Raw genomic sequence first — 18,462 nt, 5'->3', positions numbered from 1 at the left:
CTGTCTTTTTTATTAGAATCGTTGTATGATAGACACATGATTTAAAAGTATAAAAAGTGGAGGGTTTCTTAGTGGAACTATTTGATGGATTAAAAGAAAATATTGGTGGAAAAAATTTACGTATTGTTTTCCCAGAACCAACAGACATTAGAGTATTAGGCGCTGCTGTACGTTTAAAATCTGATGGATTAGTTGAACCAATCTTAATTGGTAATGTAGATAAAATTAAAGAAGTTGCAAACACTCGTGGTTTATCTGTGGACAGTTTAGAAATTATCGATCCTAACAACTACCCAGCATTTGATGATATGGTGACATCATTCATCGATCGCCGTAAAGGTAAAGCGACTGAAGATCAAGCTCGTACAATCTTAAAAGATGAAAATTACTTCGGAACAATGTTAGTCTTTATGGACTTGGCAGATGGTTTAGTAAGTGGTGCGGTTCACTCAACAGGTGATACTATTCGTCCTGCTCTACAAATTATCAAAACAAAACCAGGCGTTAGCCGTACAAGTGGTGCTTTCTTAATGGTTGGTAACCGTGACTCTGAAAAATATATTTTCTCAGACTGCGCTATCAACATTAACCCAGACGCACAAGCTTTAGCTGAAATCGCTGTTGAAAGTGCTAAAACTGCTGAAATCTTTGGTATTGAACCAAAAGTGGCTTTATTAAGCTTTTCAACAAAAGGTTCTGCTAAATCTGACGAAGTAACTAAAGTAGCTGAAGCGACTAAAATCGCTAAAGAATTAGCTCCTGAATATGCGATTGATGGCGAATTACAATTTGATGCTTCTTACGTTCCTTCTGTTGCTCAACAAAAAGCACCAGATTCAACTGTAGCAGGTAGCGCTAATGTCTTTGTTTTCCCAGAAATTCAATCAGGAAACATTGGCTACAAAATTGCTCAACGTTTAGGTGGCTTCCAAGCGATTGGACCTATCTTACAGGGATTAAACAAACCAATCTCTGACCTTTCTCGTGGCTGTAACGAAGAGGATGTTTACAAATTATCAATCATCACTGCTTCACAAGCGCTACAAGAAAAATAATCTAAAAAAGTCATGCTAAGCATGGCTTTTTTTTTATCTTCGCTTTATACTTACAGATGATAAGGAGGTAAACATGAAAAAAATACAACTTAGAAATGAAGAAGAAACTAAAAAATTAGCTTTTGATATCGCCAGTTTATCTCAAAAGGGAGATATATTTCTCCTAACAGGTGAGCTTGGTGCTGGTAAAACAACTTTTACTAAAGGTTTTGCACAAGGCCTTGGTATTGAACAAATGATTAAAAGTCCTACTTATACTTTAATTCGAGAATACGATACAGGGCGACTGCCTTTATACCATATGGATGTTTACCGCCTAACAGAAGGGGCAACCGATCTTGGGTTAGATGAATACCTAGAGGGGGACGGTGTTTGTGTCATTGAATGGGGACAGATGATTATCGCTGACATCTTCTCTCCCTACATCGAATTATTTTTAGATAAAGTTAGTAATGAAGAACGTGCTTTCCATATGAGGGCTACTTCTCCTTCTGCTACAGAAAAAATGAAGCAACTACAAATTAATTTATCTAATCTAGGTTGGGACCTTTAATATGAGCAAACTAGACATTACACTTAGAGAAGCAACACCCCAAGACGCTCAAGAATTACTACGTGTTATGAATATTTTAGATAAGGAAACACCTTTTCTACTCGTTAATCCTTACTCTCTTAAATTAAAAGAAGAAGCTATGGCTGATCAGATTGATTTTATCTATGAAGAAGACAATCAACTCATTCTACTTGCTTTTAACCATGATGAACTAATTGGTGTAGCTACAGTTACTGGAGAAAATGATCAGCCAGTCAGACATATTGGTGAAATAGGTATTAGTATTCTAAAAGAATTTTGGGGTTATGGTTTAGGTTCCATTATGATTGAAGAAATCATCGATTGGGCAACTGACGGTAACGTCATTAAACGATTAGAAATTAAAGTTCAAGAACGAAACAAACGTGCTTTTTCTCTTTATCAAAAATTAAATTTTGAAATTGAAGGAACTATTAAATATGGTTTTTTATCAGAAGATCATGAGTATCTGGATATTATTTTAATGAGTTACATTCTAGAATAAAAAAAGAGCCCAAAATGACCATTATGAGTCATCTTTGGCTCTTTTATTTTTCGGAAAATTTACCACTTTATTTAGTCGGGATTCAAAATTCTACTCCTTCGACAACTTCAGTTTTCACAATCAATCCCAAATGCACGAATTGTTTGTGAATCCTTCCAGTTGCTTGGAGCAAAACGATTTTTTCATCACCTTATATTAATTTAACTAATTTTTTTAATGGATCTACACCAAATTGATGCTCTTGTTGTAGTAAGATGTTCGCACAAGCTAAGCTATCATCTAACGCATGATGATGATTTTCTAAGCCAATTGACAAATAGTCACATACTGTATTTAAGCGGTGATTTTCTAAATTAGGAAATAATTTTCGGCTTGTTCTCACCGTACATAATGAAATAAAATGGGCTTCTGGCAACTCGTAGTGTGACAAACAGCTTGCTAATACACGATTATCAAAAGAAGCATTATGAGCGACAATTAAACGTTCTTTCTCAAAATATTGACCTATCTCTTGCCACACTTCATCAAATGTCGGGGCATCCTGAACATCTTTCTCATGAATACCATGAACTTGGATATTTCGCCAATGAAATTCAGTTTTCGGATTAATCAATGAATAATAATTCCCTACAATTTTACTATCTTTCACCATTACTAGTGCAATTGAGCATGCACTATAGGCTTTTCCGTTAGCTGTTTCAAAATCATAAGCAATAAAATTCATGACCATCTTCCTTTACTTTTTAGAACTTTTTTTCCGTTTTTTACTACTGGCATTAGAGCTTGATGACCGACGTTTCTTAGTATTTTTAGACGGTTGACTCTCTAATTCAGAATCGATTAATTGATCCAAACTTACCTTCTGCTTAGATCTAGATGACTTAGTATGCTTTCCTTTTGTATTCTTGGTCTTATCTTCTTTAAAATCTTCGTATAAATCGTCCTCAAAATCAGCATCTAATTTTTTATTACTTTTTTTTGTTTTCTTTTTGTTAGAGTGACGTTTTCTTTTACGTTCTGCTGCTTCCTCTTTTTCAATTTTTTTCTTATACCAGAAGTAGCCACCTACTAATAAACCGCCAATCAATAAAATTATTAATAATGTCCAAAGCCAAACTAAACTTCTCTTTCCTTCTTCTTTTTCAGCTTTGTAGCTTTCAGTAGAGACTGTTAGTTCTTTTGAATCATTTTTTGATTTTTTAGCTTTTTTTGATTCAGAAGTTGAATTATCCTCTGATTTACTTTCTTTCGTCTCTGATGTATCAGTACTTTCTTCTTTATCTTTATCTTCTTCTGAATTTTTAGATTCTTTTTCAGATGCTTTTGTCGAATCTTTTTTACTAGACTCTTCTTCTTCTTTTTCAACCGTATTTTTTTCAAAGTTATAGCGAATATCTGTGGAATTATTTCCCTCAGCATCTAACATTAGAATAGGAGATACCTTCATTCCCTTAGGTATAGGTATTTCAAATCCACCCTTTTCATCTGCTACAACACTGCCTGCAACATCTTTAATATAGATGTTAGCATTCGGTTTCGTTTTTCCAGATAAAACGCTTTTATCCTTGTCATATTTTAATTCATGTATTAGCTGATCTTCTTTTTTATCCTCTGCCACTCCAACTAGTGAAGAAACTGAGCAAAATACCATGACTAATACGGCAACTGTTAGCCATTTAAATGTTTTTTTCATATTAATTTTCCTCACTTTTATACTTTTATTGTTAATTCAACAGGACAATGATCACTCCCATAAACCTCTTTTAAAATTTTAGCTTCTTGTAGTTTATCATTTAAACTTTCAGACACACAGAAATAATCAATTCTCCAACCTGCATTATTGGCTCTTGCATTAAAGCGGTAACTCCACCAAGAATAGGCTCCTTCTAAATCTGGATAAAAGTACCGGAATGTATCAGTAAAGCCTCTACCTAAAAATTGAGTGAATGCATCACGTTCGGCATCTGAAAATCCCGGATTTTTTCGATTTGTTTTCCAATTTTTTAAATCAATATTTTCATGAGCAACATTTAAATCACCACATAAAATGACAGGTTTTGTTTCTTCTAATTCTTTTAAATAATTTAAAAAATCCTTTTCCCACTGCAAGCGGTATTCTAATCTTTTTAACTCTGCTTGAGAATTCGGAGTGTAACACGTAACCAAATAAAAATCATTGTATTCACATGTAATCACGCGACCTTCTTTATCATGTTCTTCAATTCCCATTCCATAAAAAACACTTACCGCTTCCTCTTTACTAAACACTGCTGTTCCAGAATAGCCCTTTTTTTCAGCATAATTCCAGTATTGCGTATAACCTTCTAGCTCTAAATCAATTTGTCCTTCTTGTAATTTTGTTTCTTGTAAACAAAAAATATCGGCGTCTATTTCATTAAATATATCAATAAATCCTTTTTTTACAACAGCTCTCAAGCCATTGACATTCCAAGATACTAGTTTCAATGGGTATATCCTCCTACTTCACATTTCTTTCTATACTGTTTATTCTAACATATAAACTAAGCTTCAAAAATATATATCCTTAAAAAGAAAGTTATTATTTTTAAAGAGATAGACATAAAAAAAGCTTATTATGTTTAATTATGATAAAATGGGCAAGATGAATGATTGACTAAGGAGAAAAACAAAATGAATATCGAAAAAATAATAACTGACTTAAACCAAATTAAGTTGTCTTTCAACGAACCTCTATCACAATTTACTTACACTAAAACTGGCGGCCCTGCTGATTGTCTACTTTTTCCAAAATCAACAGAAGAAGTTAAAGAAATTATTGATTATTGTAACCGAGAAAAAATGGATTGGCTTTGTTTAGGTAATGCCAGTAACCTAATTGTTAGAGATGGGGGAATCTCTGGTTTTGTGATTATGTTAAGCGAATTAAATCAAGTAACTACCAAAAAAAATACTATCACAGCTGACGCTGGCGCTAAATTAATCGATGTAACTAAAGAAGCGCTTAGGATGAATTTAACAGGCCTAGAATTTGCGTGTGGAATTCCTGGTAGTATTGGCGGTGCTGCTTATATGAATGCTGGTGCTTATGGTGGTGAGCTAGTTGATGTCTTCGAATCAGCTGAGATCATCTTGGAAGATGGACGAATTGTCACTTACTCTAAAGAAGAAATGGACTTCTCTTATCGACATAGTGTTCTACAAAATATGAAGGGCATTGTTTTGAACGTGACTTTCTCTTTAGAAAAAGGAGTGCATGAAACCATTCAAGATAAAATGAATGAACTAACTCATCTTAGAGAAAGTAAGCAACCTCTAGAATATCCTTCTTGCGGTAGCGTTTTCAAACGTCCGGAAGGTCACTTTACAGGAAAACTGATTCAAGATGCTAATCTGCAAGGTTTAGTTTGGGGTGGTGCTCAAATTTCAACGAAACATGCGGGTTTTATTGTTAATATTAATCACGCAACAGCTACTGATTATGTAGAGTTAATTCAACATATTCAATCCGTAATCTTAGAGAAATTCAACGTAACCTTGGAAACTGAAGTTCGAGTGATTGGTAGAGAAAAATAAAAAAAAGGGAGGGAAGAAAAATAATTTTTCCTTCCCTCTCTTTTTTATTTTTCACCTAACATTTTTTGCTTATTATATATCGAATGATTACCATTACAACAATAAGCTACACTCATCGTTATAAAGAATACTGGGATAAACTGAAAGCCAAATACTTCTCCACCGATTAATATTGGTGCTAAAAGTGTATTTGTTCCACTACCAAAAACAGCAATATAACCTGCTGCTCCAACTAATTCAATAGGTAATCCAAACATAGGTGCTAGTACAATACCTAAAGAACAACCAATAGAAAATAAAGGTGTGACTTCTCCGCCTTGAAACCCAACTGATAAAGTTAGTACCGTCAGCACTAATTTTAAGATAAAGTCATATGAATGAATCCCTTCTCCATTTAATCCCTCTACGATTAAATTAGTTCCTAAACCTGCGTAACGACCTCCATGTAGCAACAGTATAAGTAGCGCGATAACTATTCCACCAATAAAAATTCTGTAATATGGATTAACTAGTAAATCCTTAGCCAATTTCTTTCCTTTAGACAAAGTATAAGAAAATAATCTACCTACTATGCCAAAGATAAGGCCTAAAGCAACAAATTTAACTACTAACGAAAAATCTAAAGAAATCGATTGATTAATAGGAAAAATAAATTTTTCTAACCCTAAATAAGAAGAAATAAAAAAAGCTGTTACAGAGGCGATACTTGCAGGAAGCAGGGCTTTAATTTCAAATCTTCCTGCCACTAAAACCTCCAACGCAAAAAAGACAGCCGCAATCGGTGTTTGAAATAATCCAGAAAAACCAGCAGCCATTCCTGTAATTAAAGCTATTTTCGGCATATTTTCTGTTGGCAGATACTTTGCTAGTTTTCCCTGACTCATCCTGTGGGACAGGGTACCACCAATTTGAACGGCAACCCCTTCTCTACCAGCACTTCCCCCAAATAAATGTGTTATCCAAGTAGAAAACATAACAATTGGAATTAATCGTAACGGAATATTTTCTTGATCACCATGTCCAACATCAAAAATTAAACCCATTCCTTGATCAGATATCCCTCCATAGCGTCGGTAGATAAATTCAATTATTAAGCCTGCTATTGGTAAAAATAAAATCAAATAACTAAAATATGATAGTCGCCATTCTGTTACTTGAATCAAAATTTTTCCAAAAATAACCTCTAACCCTCCAACTAACAAACCAGTTACTAAACTAAATAAAATTAGTCCAACTATTTTTCTTTTCTCCATTATTAAAAACTCCTTTTTAAAAAATATAGACTTTTTATTCCCTGACTATTATTCATATTTGAGAAAATAAAAAAAGAGGCTAACATTTAAGTTAACCTCAAATTATTAGCATTAATTGGCAATTCTATCATTACGTTAAGGAATTTATTACTCCAAAAATAGTCATATTTAGTCATATTCTACTCTTATTAGCTATTTTTTTCAAGATTCCTTTTTTCTAATATGTCATGATGAGAAGAAACTTGTCCTCTCTCATTTGCTTCTGGATCTACAATTTGTTTCACGCCATTGGCTGCATTCACAGCATCATGGAAAGCACCTGCAATAAGTCGCACTTTTCCATCATAAGAAGCGGCATCTCCAGCAACATAAATACCTGGGATAGATGTTTTACCTTTTTCAGATGTTTCAAAAAAGATATCATCCACTACTTTAAATACTCTATCTTTTTTATCTAACAAAGGATTATTTCTTTCAAACCCATGACATACAATCACAGCATCAACAGGTAGTTCTTCTTTTTTATTTGTTAGAGTGTCGACTAATTCGACTATCTCAATTTTATTATTTTTTTCTGATTTAAAACCACTAATCTCTTTTTCTGTTAAACAATTGATTTTTTCATCACAAAGAACACTTTCTACTTCAGTTTCATATCCTCTAAATGATTCTTTTCGATAAACTAAATATATCTTTTTAGCAACTGAACTAAGTGCCTTAGCCCATTGAACAGCGCTATCATTACCTCCTGAGATCATAACTACTTGATTTCTATATGATTCTATCTCTTGCACCTCATAATGAAGATTACTCGCTTCAAAGACACTGGGGTAATCAAAATCTAATTTTTTAGGTACAATAATTCCTGTTCCTGTTGCAATAATAAGTGATTTTGCTTGATGTACTTCACCATCTTCAGTTATCACAGCAACTTTCTCTTTTTCACTATTAATTTCTGTTACTTTTTTTCCTAAAACAATCGTTGGATCAAACGTATTTCCTTGTTTAATCAACGCAGAAATAATATCCTCTGCTGATTGAGGAACCACTCCACCAATATCCCAGATATTTTTCTCCTTATAGACGTTCAATTTACCGCCTAAATATTCCTGTGCCTCAATTATTTTTACAGTCATTCCTCTAAGTCCACAATAAAAAGCACTATATAAACCAGCGGGACCCCCGCCAATAATAATAACATCTATCATTTTTTCTCTCCTAACCGATATTGATATTCATTCTCAATAGAAACGATAAAATAAACATCACTATTTGTGATGTCATTCATAAATTATCATACTTGTTTAATAATAGCAACATTAATAATGAAAACACTTTTATTTAGTTATTAAATATTATAAATACCATTAATTAAATAACAGACATTATTAATTTTAAAAGATTTAAATTACATAATTATAACCTTTGTAAGCGTTAAAAAAAGATTAATAAAACATTTTTATTTTTATGTTTTTTAAAAAAATATCTTTTTTTTCTTTTATGTTGTTGTTTTTTATGTTAAAATTTCTTTAAGTTAAATATGGTTAGTTTGAATATAACTACGCTAAAAAAAATATAGCTAGGTGTTTTTTTTAACAAGCTTGTTCAAATTCCGTATTCAATTGAACAAAGTTGTTAAAAATTAAACTCAGGAGGATTTTTATGACATTATTATTAATTGAAATCGCTATTATGATTATTACCATTATTTATGGTTTAGTCAAAGGTGGAGCACTTGGTTCCGCAGTTTCATCGATTGTTGCACTTTTTATTATGTTATTCATTTTTAAATTACCACCTTCAGAACCACCTGTTACTGCTGTACTAATTATTATTTCTATCGGAATTGCGAGTGGTGCACTTCAAGCTTCTGGCGGAATGGATTACATGATTTCTGTTGCGACAAAAATCATTCGTCGTTTCCCTAAAGCTATTACTCTTGTTGCCCCCCTTGTTTGTTTCTTATTCGTTTTTGGTATGGGAACTGCTATGATTAGTTTATCTTTAGAACCGATCATCGCAGAAACTGCTACAAAATCAAAAGTAAATCCAAAAGGTGCTTTAATCGGTTCGGTTCTAGCTTCAAACATGGCACTTTTATGTAGCCCAGCCTCGTCTTCAACTGCATATGTTATTATGATGTTAATGCCATTTGGCGTGTCACTTATTACTTATCTAGCTATTGTATTACCATCAACACTTGCTGCCATTGTTATCTTAAGTTTGATTCTAATGGCAATAGAAAAAAGAATTCCATTTGATGAAAGTATTCTAGAAGAGACACAAGAAATTTCTGAAGAAGTCACTCATGATAAAAAAGCAAAATACTCTACTTTTGTTTTCTTAGGTTGTGTAGTTGCAATTATCATTTTCGGTCTTTTCCCGGGGCTATTGCCTCAATATACAGTTGATGGAAAAAGTGTTAAAATTAAATCAACTGATGTTGTGCAAATGTTTATGTATTTATCAGCTGCTGTTAATATTCTTATCTTTAGAATTAAATCAAAAAGCATTTTAGCTGCTCCTGCTACTAGTAACGCACTTGGAGCATCTCTTGTTGTGCTTGGTCTTGGTTGGGTTGGAATGACCATCTTCTTCTCACCTGGTAACCAAATTGTTTTACAAACAACCATCGGCGAAGTTTTAGCAAACTATCCCTGGGTTATTATATTAATTTGTAGTTTTGTCGCTATGATCATCGGGGCTCAAACAGCTGTTGCTGCTATTGTCTTCCCGTTAGCTTTAAGCTTGAATATCTCACCTATCTTTTTAGTGATTATGGTTCAATGTCTTAACGTTAACTTCATTATCCCGGCACAACCTACACTACTATTAGCGTGTGAGTTGGACCGAACTGGCAGAACGAAAGCCTTTAGTTTCATTATACCCGGTGTTATTATCACAGCCCTCTCTATGGTGCTTGCTTATGGAATGACACTATTTATTTAAAAAACCCTACTAGGAGGAATTATTATGTTCAAAGAAATCGAAAATTTGATTGAAAGTAAACAAGAATCGTATTTTACCTTAAGTGATCGTATTTGGGATATTGCTGAAACAAAATTCCATGAACAAGAATCAGCTAAAACGATTATCGCTGTTCTAGAAAAAGAAGGTTTCAGCATTGAAACAAACATTGCTGATATTGATACAGCCTTTATCGCAACTTATGGTTCAAAAGGTCCTACCATTGGTTTCTTAGGTGAGTATGACGCATTACCTGAATTAAATCAAAAAGCAGGTGTAACTCATAAAGAGACAGATCCTAGTCTAGGGACAACAAATGGTCACGGATGTGGTCATAACTTATTAGGAACTGCTTCCCTTGCTGCAGCGATTGCAACAAGAGACTATGTTAAAGCTAACAATATTGATGCTCAAATTAGATATTATGGCTGTCCTGCTGAAGAAGGCGGGTCTGGTAAAACTTATATGGCTCGCGCCCACGCTTTTGATGATTTAGATATGGCTCTTTGCTGGCATCCTGGAACTGATAATGCTATTATCGCTTCTCCTACATTGGCAAATATTCAAGCCGTCTTTGAATTCAAGGGTAAATCATCTCACGCTGCTAATTCACCAGATATGGGACGTAGTGCATTAGATGCCATGGAATTAATGAACGTTGGAGCTAACTATTTACGTGAACACGTGACACCAGAAGCTCGTTATCATTACGCAGTGTTAGATGGTGGTGGTATGCAACCAAGCGTTGTCCAAGCACATGCTAAATCTCTTTACTTAATCCGTGCACCTAAAGCATTCCAAGTAAAAGATATTTATGATCGTTTATGTGACTGTGCTAAAGGTGCAGCTCTTATGACTGGAACAGAAGTTGAGATTCACTTTGATAAAGCCTGTTCTAATTACATGCCTAACAAGGTCTACTCAAAACTAATGTCTGATTGTATGATTGAAGTTGGCGCTCCTCAGTTTGATGAGGAAGATATTGCCTTTGCTAAGGAAATGCATAATTCATTAACTGATGACGAGAAAAAATTCATGATGGTGCCACCAATAACTTCAGTAGAGAAACAAATATTAGGCGCTAACCAAGGGAAAGTTTTAGCAGATTACATTTATCCATTCAATGAAGCTTTCACTAACTTTGTAATGCCAGGTTCAACTGATGTTGGTGATGTTAGTTGGGTTGTACCGACTGCACAATGTGTTATGACAACTGAAGTCTTTAATACGGCATTACATTCTTGGCAATGGGTTGCTAATGGTAAAACAAACATTGCTAAAAAGGGAATGTTACAAGCAGCTAAAGTTATGGCAACAACTGCTATGAAAGCCATTGAAAATCCTGAATACATTGAGCAAGCAAAAGCCGAATTAGCTGAGGTGACACAGCAAACACCTTATGTTAATCCAATTCCTGCAGATGTAAAACCTAATAGCTTAGGTTTATAAAAATAAAAACGAGACTGACAAATGTTAGTCTCGTTTTTATTTTTGGTTCAAATAGCAGCTTATTCGATATCTTCATACTCCTGATTACTAAAATTTTATTATCGTTCTTCCTGAGTGCGTTCCCTTTAATAAACCAGAAATAACCTCTTCCATTTCATCTAGTGTTTTTTCCTTTCTTCCAATTTTATCTATTAATTCTTTATCTAAGTTTTGGGCCACTTTTTCCCAGATAGCACGTTTAACTTTATTAGATAATTGGACTGAATCAATACCAATCATTGTCACGCCTCTTAAAATAAATGGTAAGACAGTTGTTGAAAAATTAATACCGCTTGCATTTCCACAAAGAGCGATACTTCCTCCGTAGCTAATTTGAGGTAAAATAGCACTCAGCGTTTCTCCACCAATCGTATCAATCACATAATCAAAATGTTGTTTTTGAAGTGGCTTGATTTTTTCAGGTATAAATTCCTCTAACCCTATAACACAAGACGCACCAATTTCTAAAAGATAATCTTCATTTTTCTTTCTTGATAGCGCAGTAATATTTTGATATCCTAAACTTTTTAGCATCGCAATTGCCGTACTACCAACACCGCCTGTAGCTCCTGTTACAAGTATGCGAGTATTTTTTTCTGCTAATCCATGTTTTTCTAATTGATTAATTGCCTCAACTGCTGTTAAACCCGCTGTTCCAACAATCGCTCCTTCTCTAAGCGTCAACTCTTTAGGTAACTTTAAGGGCCATTGACTCGGCACACGAATGTATTCACTAAAACCACCTGTATGGCTTACACCAAAAGCATTTCCTGTAAGGATAACCAGATCTCCCACTTCAAATGTTCCATCCTCACAAGTAACAACTTCACCTACTGCATCTACTCCAGGAATCATGGGATAACTTCTTACAACGCCACCATTTTTAATTGTTGCTAATCCATCTTTGAAATTTACTGCTGAATAAGCCGTTTTTATTAACGTATTCCCTTCTGACAAGTTTGATAAATCACATTCCTTCACACGAGCAGTAATGTTACCTTCTGTTTCTTCTACAACGAGTGCTTTAAATCCTTTGATTGTCATTTTTTTACCTCTTTTCTTAAACTTGTTTTTCTCTCTTAAGTATACCTTATTTTTAATGTAAATCTTATAGTAAAATAATTGAATTATTTTTACTTTTCTTGTATAATTCCGTTGTTAGTAAACTACATGTTTAATTATATTAAACTTTTGTGCTTTGAAGTTTAGTAATTATAAACTTTGAAACGAGGAAAATAATGAATATTGGCAATAAGATTAAAAATTTACGCATCCAAAAAAGTTTAACCCAAGAAGAACTAGGTGAGCGGACAGATTTAAGTAAAGGTTATATTTCTCAATTGGAGAGAGGATTAAGCTCACCTTCTATGGAAACTTTTTTTTCAATTTTAGAAGTTCTCGGTATTTCACCGAAAGATTTTTTTGATGAAAACGAACAGGTTCAACAAGTTGTTTATCAAAGTGAAGAGTATACCGTTTATCACGAAGAAGAAAAAGGTTACGAAATCAAGTGGCTTGTTCCTGATTCTAACGAAAAAGAGATGGAACCGATTATTCTATCTTTAGATCAGGCAGGTGAGTATAAAGAATTTGAACCTTCACTTTCGGATACTTTTGCCTATATTTTAGAGGGCAGTGTCTGTATTAAAATTGGCTCAGATTACTACTACGCTAATCAAGGGGAAAGCATCTATTATCAAGCACTCAAAAAACATCAAATTAGCAATAACCATACAAGTACTAGTCGCTTATTATTAGTGGCAACCAATTCATATTTATAAAAGGGGTGGCAAACAATGAGTCATACAATTATTCGCTTTGACAATGTCGTAAAAGAATTTGATGAAACAGTCGTTTTAAAAGAGGTTAGTTTTGAAATAGAACAAGGTAAATTCTATACTTTACTCGGTCCTTCTGGCTGTGGAAAAACGACTATTTTAAGATTGATCGCGGGATTTTCCGAACCTACGAGTGGGGATATTTATTTTGATGGTAAAAAAATTAATACAATTCCTGCCAATAAACGAAAAGTAAATACCGTTTTTCAAGACTATGCCCTTTTCCCTCATATGAATGTGTTTGACAATGTGGCATTTGGTTTAAAAATAAAAAAATTACCTAAAAGAGAAATTGAGACAAAAGTTAGCGATGCACTACGTATGGTCCAACTTTCTGGTTTTGATGAGCGTCAAATTAGCGAAATGTCAGGCGGACAACGTCAACGTGTGGCAATTGCTCGCGCTCTTGTTAACGAACCTGATATTCTCTTACTCGATGAGCCTTTATCTGCTCTTGATCTAAAACTTAGAACAGCTATGCAATCTGAGTTACGTGATTTACAAAAAAGATTGGGAATTACCTTTATTTTTGTTACCCATGATCAAGAAGAAGCTTTGGCAATGAGTGATGAAATTTTTGTTTTAAATGAAGGTAACATTGAACAAAGTGGTACACCTGGTGATATTTATGATGAACCAATTAACCGCTTTGTAGCTAATTTTATTGGTGAAAGTAATATTGTGGATGGTGTTATGAAAGAGGATAACCTTGTAGAATTTGTAGGTAAAAAGTTTGAATGTGTGGATAGTGGCATGCGTAAAAATGAACCTGTGGAAATCATGATTCGACCAGAAGATTTAAGTATTGTTCCGATTGAAAAAGGCAAACTTATCGCCACTGTGGATACGATTCTCTTTAGAGGGGTTCATTATGAAATTTTTTGCTTAGACAACGAAGGTAACGCTTGGACTGTTCATTCGACGAAACGAAGTAAAGAAGGACAAGAAATAGGGATTTACTTTGAACCAGAGGATATCCACGTGATGCGTTTTGGAGAATCTGAGGAAGATTTCGATGCGAGACTTGAAAGTTATGATGAAGACTAGGGGGAGAAAAAATGTCAGTTAATAAAAAAATGTATACAATCCCCTATGTTATTTGGTTACTTTTATTTGTGATTGCCCCCGTTCTTTTGATATTCTATCAATCATTTTTTGATGCTAGTGGTGCTTTTACTTTAGCTAACTATCAACAATATTTAACAAGTGGAACTTATTTAAGGATGACTTTTAACTCCGTTTTTTACGCATTCATTATTACTTTTTTTACTCTTTTGATTAGTTATCCGACAGCTTATTTATTAAATAAAACGAAACATAAACAACTTTGGTTAATGCTGATTATTTTACCAACCTGGATTAACTTGTTGCTGAAAGCTTATGCCTTTATTGGGATATTTAGCATTAACGGTAGTATTAATCATTTTCTTGAAGGAATTGGCATTGGTTCTCAGCAGATTTTATTTACTGATTTTAGTTTTATTTTTGTGGCAACTTATATTGAAATTCCTTTTATGATTATGCCAATTTTTAACGCTTTAGAAGAAATTAATCCTTCACTAATTTCTGCAAGCCGAGATTTAGGCGCAAATAATTTTGAGACCTTTAGACGTGTTATTTTCCCTCTTTCTTTAAATGGGGTAAAAAGTGGGGTCCAAGCTGTTTTTATTCCTTCATTAAGTTTATTCATGTTAACTCGCTTAATTGGTGGAAATCGTGTGATTACTCTTGGAACAGCGATTGAGCAACATTTCTTAGTGACTCAAAACTGGGGCATGGGCTCAACCATTGGCGTTATCTTGATTATTACAATGTTCATCATTATGTTCTTAACAGGTGAAAAGAAAAAAGGAGGTAAAAAGAAAAAATGACAAAAAATAAATTCAAGTGGTCTCATCTCTATTTAGTAGCCATTTTCATTCTTTTATACATTCCAATCTTTTACCTGATTTACTATTCATTTAACGATGGTGGAAACATGACTAAATTTACAGGCTTTACTTTAGATCACTATAGAGCTGTTTTTGAAGACACTCGGTTAATCGGTATCGTTGTTAATACGTTCTTACTTGCCTTTTTATCTGCCTTAATTGCGACAACTATCGGAACTTTTGGGGCTATGGGAATTCATTATACTAAAAAACGTGGCATGAGAAACATGATTTTAAGTTTAAATAATATTTTAATGGTTTCACCTGATGTTATTATCGGGGCTAGTTTCTTGATTTTATTCACATTTTTAGGCACATGGTTTGGCTTTAAATTAGGTTTTATGTCTGTTTTACTTTCCCATATTGCTTTTAGTATTCCGATTGTTGTACTGATGGTCTTACCAAAAATTCAAGAAATGAACGAGTCACTTATTGATGCTGCTCGTGATTTAGGGGCTAACAACTGGCAGGTTTTACGCCAAGTTATTTTACCTTATATCACTCCAGGCATTATTGCTGGTTATTTTATGGCATTTACTTATTCTTTAGATGATTTTGCTGTAACTTTCTTTGTTACGGGAAATGGTTTTAGCACTCTATCTCTTGAAATTTACTCAAGAGCTAGACAAGGAATTAGTTTAGAAATCAACGCTCTAAGTACTTTATTATTCCTATTCTCAATGATTCTTGTACTTGGCTATTATTTTATTAGTAAAGAAAATAAAACTAAAAAACACCGTCGAAAAGTAGTGAACTAGAAAGGAGGCAATCATGAAAAAACTTAATTCACTCGTCATTGGAATCATCTTAATCATCGCTTGCCTTGCTTTAACTGCCTTTAATTTAGAAAAAAAATCAGGCAATTCTGGCGCTAAAGTACTGACTATTTACAATTGGGGAGATTACATTGATCCCACCCTTCTAAAGAAATTTGAAAAAGAGTATGGTTATAAAGTCATTTATGAGACCTTCGATTCTAACGAAGCCATGTTAACTAAAGTTGAGCAAGGTGGAACAGCCTATGATATTGCTATTCCTAGTGAATACATGATTCAAAAAATGATGAAACAAAACCTTTTACTCAAGTTAGATCATTCAAAAATTAAAGGCTTAGAAACAATTGATTCTACATTTTTAGATTTGCCTTTTGACAAAAAAAATCAATACTCCATTCCTTATTTTTGGGGAACTCTTGGTATTATTTACAACGATAAATTTATTAAAGAAGAAGAGATGCAACACTGGGATGATCTTTGGAAACCAGAACTAAAAAATAATGTCATGTTAATTGATGGTGCTAGAGAAGTTATTGGACTAGCTCTTAATAGTAACGGACATTCACTTAATAGTAAAACAGATAATGAATTAGACCAAGCTTCAGAAAAATTAACGGGAATGACTGATAATGTTAAAGCCATCGTAGCAGATGAAATAAAAATGTATATGATCAACGAAGAGAGTGCCACAGCTGTTACTTTTTCTGGGGAAGCACGTGAGATGTTAGATAATAACGAACATCTTCATTACGTTATTCCAGAAGAAGGATCTAATCTATGGTTTGATAACATTGTTATTCCTAAAACTGCTAAAAATATCGATGGGGCTTATGATTTTATAAACTTTATGTTAGAACCAGAAAACGCTGCGACAAATTCGGAATACATCGGTTATTCAACACCCAATAAAGAAGCAAAAAAATTATTACCTAAAGAAATTACAGAAGATGAACAATTCTATCCAGATCAAGACACAATGAAAAATTTAGAAGTCTATCAAGACTTAGGTCCTAAATACCTGGAAATCTACAACGACCGCTTCCTAGAATTCAAAATGTACCGGAAGTAAAAGGTGATAAAAAGGGCGTTCAGCTTTAAGCAATTGGAAGAGCTGATAAACAGTCCGTTTTTTGACTGATTATCAATTCTGAAATTGTCGCAGAAGCTGCCTTTTTTATCCTGACTACAAAAAGGTGATAAAAAAGGCGTCTTGCTCTGAGCAACTGGAGGTAATAGCAACCAGTCTGCTTTTTAGACTGATTACTATTAGTGAAGTTGCCGAAAGTGCTGCCTTTTATCTCCCGACTACAAAAAGGTGATAAAAAAGGCGTCTTGCTCTGAGCAACTGGAGGTAATAGCAACCAGTCTGCTTTTTAGACTGATTGCTATTAGTGAAGTTGCCGAAAGTGCTGCCTTTTATCTCCCGACTACAAAAAGGTGATAAAAAAATCTTCCAGCTCCAAGAAACTGGAAGAACTTAAGAACAATCTTCTTTTTAACAATGATTTAAAAGTCATTTTTTTTAATGTATAATTAAGACAATTATATGATTTAGCAGATGAGGAGATGACATAATGGAAATCATCGAAAAAGCACCCGCAAAAATAAACCTTGGCCTAGATGTTTTATATAAACGAGACGATGGTTATCATGAACTTGAGATGATTATGGCTAGTATTGATCTGGCTGATCGTTTAACCTTTCAACCAATTAGGGAAGAAAAAATAATAATTGAAACCAATAGTGGCTTTTTACCTACAGATCGTAAAAATAATATTTTTCAAGCGATTGAAGCAATGAAAAAACATTACAACTTTCCTGGTGGTATCCATGTTGAGCTTCATAAGAATATTCCTGTTGCTGCTGGCTTAGGAGGTGGAAGCAGTGATGCTGCCGCTACTTTCAGAGGCGTTAACCGCTTATTCTCTCTAAACGCTACCTTAGAGGATTTAACGCAGCTAGCGATTCCGATTGGTACAGACATTCCTTTTTGTTTACAAGGTAATACAGCCTTAGTAACTGGCCTGGGTGAAATTGTCACACCTCTCACTAACCCAATTCCCCAATGTTGGGTTGTTCTAGTAAAACCGAAAATAAGCGTCTCTACCCCTCGTGTTTTTTCTAAAATAGAAGCAGAATCATTAAGTCATCCGAATATCGAAAAATTAAAAGCAAGTATTGAAAAAAATGACTATTCGGAAATGACACAATATTTAGGTAACTCATTAGAAGATTACACAACAGCAAAATTTCCAGTTGTTCAACACATTAAAGATAAGATGATTCAATTTGGTGCAGATGCTTCTGTTATGAGCGGTAGTGGTCCTACAGTCATTGGTTTGTGTGATAAATACTCACGAGCATTACATGTGGCTAATTCTTTGAAGGGATTCTGTCAAGAAGTATATGTGGTGAGGACGTTGAATAAATAAAAAACCTTCTTAAGTTAGATACTCCGTCTAACTCGAGGAGGTTTTTTATTGCCAACTCAATATTCCTAATCATATATCATTACAAGGTGTT

At 33.9% G+C, this 18,462-nt stretch carries 18 protein-coding genes; 12 read left to right on the top strand and 6 right to left on the bottom strand.

All coding sequences use genetic code 11. The annotated features are described in order from the left end of the window. The first annotated feature begins 71 nt into the window (after window positions 1-71). The 3 genes from pta to FM121_RS03085 all read left to right on the top strand — a co-directional run bounded on the left by pta (window position 72) and on the right by FM121_RS03085 (window position 2,131). A complete protein-coding gene (gene pta / locus FM121_RS03095; RefSeq protein ID WP_086950686.1) occupies window positions 72-1,055 on the top strand; it encodes a phosphate acetyltransferase in 984 nt (327 codons plus the stop codon). Window positions 1,056-1,128: 73 nt separating this feature from the next. Next, window positions 1,129-1,608: a tRNA (adenosine(37)-N6)-threonylcarbamoyltransferase complex ATPase subunit type 1 TsaE gene (tsaE, locus tag FM121_RS03090; protein ID WP_086950685.1), complete on the top strand. Its 480-nt coding sequence runs from the start codon at window positions 1,129-1,131 to the stop codon at window positions 1,606-1,608. Window position 1,609: 1 nt separating this feature from the next. After that, the gene (locus FM121_RS03085) at window positions 1,610-2,131 is read left to right on the top strand and encodes a GNAT family N-acetyltransferase (RefSeq protein ID WP_086950684.1); all 522 of its coding nucleotides are present in this window, start codon (window positions 1,610-1,612) and stop codon (window positions 2,129-2,131) included. A gap of 190 nt (window positions 2,132-2,321) precedes the next feature. Here the strand turns inward: FM121_RS03085 and FM121_RS03080 are convergent, their stop codons facing one another. Genes FM121_RS03080 through FM121_RS03070 form a run of 3 tightly spaced genes read right to left on the bottom strand, consistent with a single transcriptional unit; the run spans window position 2,322 to window position 4,597 of the window. Beyond that, on the bottom strand, window positions 2,322-2,855 hold the full coding sequence (locus FM121_RS03080) for a 3'-5' exonuclease (RefSeq protein WP_086950683.1): 534 nt from the start codon (window positions 2,853-2,855) through the stop codon (window positions 2,322-2,324). A 12-nt stretch (window positions 2,856-2,867) separates the two neighbouring features. Further along, on the bottom strand, window positions 2,868-3,824 hold the full coding sequence (locus tag FM121_RS03075; RefSeq protein WP_086950682.1) for an Ig-like domain-containing protein: 957 nt from the start codon (window positions 3,822-3,824) through the stop codon (window positions 2,868-2,870). A gap of 17 nt (window positions 3,825-3,841) precedes the next feature. Further along, the gene (locus tag FM121_RS03070; protein ID WP_086950681.1) at window positions 3,842-4,597 is read right to left on the bottom strand and encodes an exodeoxyribonuclease III; all 756 of its coding nucleotides are present in this window, start codon (window positions 4,595-4,597) and stop codon (window positions 3,842-3,844) included. A 186-nt stretch (window positions 4,598-4,783) separates the two neighbouring features. On the opposite strand from FM121_RS03070, the gene murB reads away from it, so the two are divergent. Beyond that, window positions 4,784-5,686, top strand: coding sequence for a UDP-N-acetylmuramate dehydrogenase (gene murB / locus FM121_RS03065; RefSeq protein ID WP_086950680.1), 903 nt, complete (start codon window positions 4,784-4,786; stop codon window positions 5,684-5,686). 44 nt (window positions 5,687-5,730) lie between these two features. Here the strand turns inward: murB and FM121_RS03060 are convergent, their stop codons facing one another. Together FM121_RS03060 and FM121_RS03055 are read right to left on the bottom strand one after the other, a co-directional pair. Next, complete coding sequence (locus FM121_RS03060) at window positions 5,731-6,939, bottom strand: chloride channel protein (protein WP_086950679.1); 1,209 nt, start codon at window positions 6,937-6,939, stop codon at window positions 5,731-5,733. Window positions 6,940-7,127: 188 nt separating this feature from the next. Next, entirely contained in the window at window positions 7,128-8,147 is a 1,020-nt protein-coding gene (locus tag FM121_RS03055; RefSeq protein ID WP_086950678.1) for an NAD(P)/FAD-dependent oxidoreductase, read from the bottom strand. Window positions 8,148-8,601: 454 nt separating this feature from the next. Between FM121_RS03055 and FM121_RS03050 the strand changes: the two genes are divergently transcribed. Both FM121_RS03050 and FM121_RS03045 read left to right on the top strand, forming a co-directional pair. Beyond that, the gene (locus FM121_RS03050; RefSeq protein ID WP_086950677.1) at window positions 8,602-9,888 is read left to right on the top strand and encodes an anaerobic C4-dicarboxylate transporter family protein; all 1,287 of its coding nucleotides are present in this window, start codon (window positions 8,602-8,604) and stop codon (window positions 9,886-9,888) included. Window positions 9,889-9,912: 24 nt separating this feature from the next. Then, window positions 9,913-11,355, top strand: a complete 1,443-nt coding sequence (locus FM121_RS03045) for a M20 family metallopeptidase (protein WP_086950676.1) — start codon at window positions 9,913-9,915, stop codon at window positions 11,353-11,355. An 87-nt stretch (window positions 11,356-11,442) separates the two neighbouring features. Here the strand turns inward: FM121_RS03045 and FM121_RS03040 are convergent, their stop codons facing one another. Next, complete coding sequence (locus FM121_RS03040) at window positions 11,443-12,438, bottom strand: acrylyl-CoA reductase family protein (protein WP_086950675.1); 996 nt, start codon at window positions 12,436-12,438, stop codon at window positions 11,443-11,445. A 194-nt stretch (window positions 12,439-12,632) separates the two neighbouring features. Between FM121_RS03040 and FM121_RS03035 the strand changes: the two genes are divergently transcribed. From FM121_RS03035 to ispE, 6 genes are all read left to right on the top strand, one after another. After that, window positions 12,633-13,175, top strand: a complete 543-nt coding sequence (locus FM121_RS03035; protein ID WP_086950674.1) for a helix-turn-helix domain-containing protein — start codon at window positions 12,633-12,635, stop codon at window positions 13,173-13,175. Between the two features lie 15 nt (window positions 13,176-13,190). Next, window positions 13,191-14,279 carry an ABC transporter ATP-binding protein gene (locus FM121_RS03030; protein ID WP_086950673.1) on the top strand — a complete coding sequence of 363 codons (1,089 nt, stop codon included), beginning with the start codon at window positions 13,191-13,193 and terminating at the stop codon, window positions 14,277-14,279. Between the two features lie 11 nt (window positions 14,280-14,290). Then, window positions 14,291-15,103: an ABC transporter permease gene (locus FM121_RS03025; RefSeq protein WP_086950672.1), complete on the top strand. Its 813-nt coding sequence runs from the start codon at window positions 14,291-14,293 to the stop codon at window positions 15,101-15,103. After that, window positions 15,100-15,921, top strand: coding sequence for an ABC transporter permease (locus FM121_RS03020; RefSeq protein ID WP_086950671.1), 822 nt, complete (start codon window positions 15,100-15,102; stop codon window positions 15,919-15,921). The genes FM121_RS03025 and FM121_RS03020 overlap by 4 nt, the downstream gene beginning before the upstream one ends. A gap of 13 nt (window positions 15,922-15,934) precedes the next feature. Further along, a complete protein-coding gene (locus FM121_RS03015; RefSeq protein ID WP_086950670.1) occupies window positions 15,935-17,008 on the top strand; it encodes an ABC transporter substrate-binding protein in 1,074 nt (357 codons plus the stop codon). A 505-nt stretch (window positions 17,009-17,513) separates the two neighbouring features. Beyond that, window positions 17,514-18,371 carry a 4-(cytidine 5'-diphospho)-2-C-methyl-D-erythritol kinase gene (gene ispE, locus FM121_RS03010; protein WP_086950669.1) on the top strand — a complete coding sequence of 286 codons (858 nt, stop codon included), beginning with the start codon at window positions 17,514-17,516 and terminating at the stop codon, window positions 18,369-18,371. Window positions 18,372-18,462 lie beyond the last annotated feature (91 nt).

The sequence above is a fragment of the Vagococcus fluvialis bH819 genome (genome assembly GCF_900163795.1).
Lineage (GTDB): Bacteria > Bacillota > Bacilli > Lactobacillales > Vagococcaceae > Vagococcus > Vagococcus fluvialis_A.
Note: the sequence above shows the minus strand (reverse complement) of the source record. Positions and strands in the feature narration are given on the sequence as shown.

Coding starts and splice junctions, on each gene's coding strand:
- ispE (WP_086950669.1), top strand. CDS start 17,514: ATGGAAATCATCGAAAAAGCACCCGCAAAAATAAACCTTGGCCTAGAT.
- FM121_RS03085 (WP_086950684.1), top strand. CDS start 1,610: ATGAGCAAACTAGACATTACACTTAGAGAAGCAACACCCCAAGACGCT.
- FM121_RS03040 (WP_086950675.1), bottom strand. CDS start 12,438: ATGACAATCAAAGGATTTAAAGCACTCGTTGTAGAAGAAACAGAAGGT.
- FM121_RS03050 (WP_086950677.1), top strand. CDS start 8,602: ATGACATTATTATTAATTGAAATCGCTATTATGATTATTACCATTATT.
- FM121_RS03060 (WP_086950679.1), bottom strand. CDS start 6,939: ATGGAGAAAAGAAAAATAGTTGGACTAATTTTATTTAGTTTAGTAACT.
- tsaE (WP_086950685.1), top strand. CDS start 1,129: ATGAAAAAAATACAACTTAGAAATGAAGAAGAAACTAAAAAATTAGCT.
- FM121_RS03030 (WP_086950673.1), top strand. CDS start 13,191: ATGAGTCATACAATTATTCGCTTTGACAATGTCGTAAAAGAATTTGAT.
- FM121_RS03045 (WP_086950676.1), top strand. CDS start 9,913: ATGTTCAAAGAAATCGAAAATTTGATTGAAAGTAAACAAGAATCGTAT.
- FM121_RS03035 (WP_086950674.1), top strand. CDS start 12,633: ATGAATATTGGCAATAAGATTAAAAATTTACGCATCCAAAAAAGTTTA.
- murB (WP_086950680.1), top strand. CDS start 4,784: ATGAATATCGAAAAAATAATAACTGACTTAAACCAAATTAAGTTGTCT.
- FM121_RS03015 (WP_086950670.1), top strand. CDS start 15,935: ATGAAAAAACTTAATTCACTCGTCATTGGAATCATCTTAATCATCGCT.
- FM121_RS03080 (WP_086950683.1), bottom strand. CDS start 2,855: ATGAATTTTATTGCTTATGATTTTGAAACAGCTAACGGAAAAGCCTAT.
- FM121_RS03025 (WP_086950672.1), top strand. CDS start 14,291: ATGTCAGTTAATAAAAAAATGTATACAATCCCCTATGTTATTTGGTTA.
- FM121_RS03055 (WP_086950678.1), bottom strand. CDS start 8,147: ATGATAGATGTTATTATTATTGGCGGGGGTCCCGCTGGTTTATATAGT.
- FM121_RS03075 (WP_086950682.1), bottom strand. CDS start 3,824: ATGAAAAAAACATTTAAATGGCTAACAGTTGCCGTATTAGTCATGGTA.
- FM121_RS03020 (WP_086950671.1), top strand. CDS start 15,100: ATGACAAAAAATAAATTCAAGTGGTCTCATCTCTATTTAGTAGCCATT.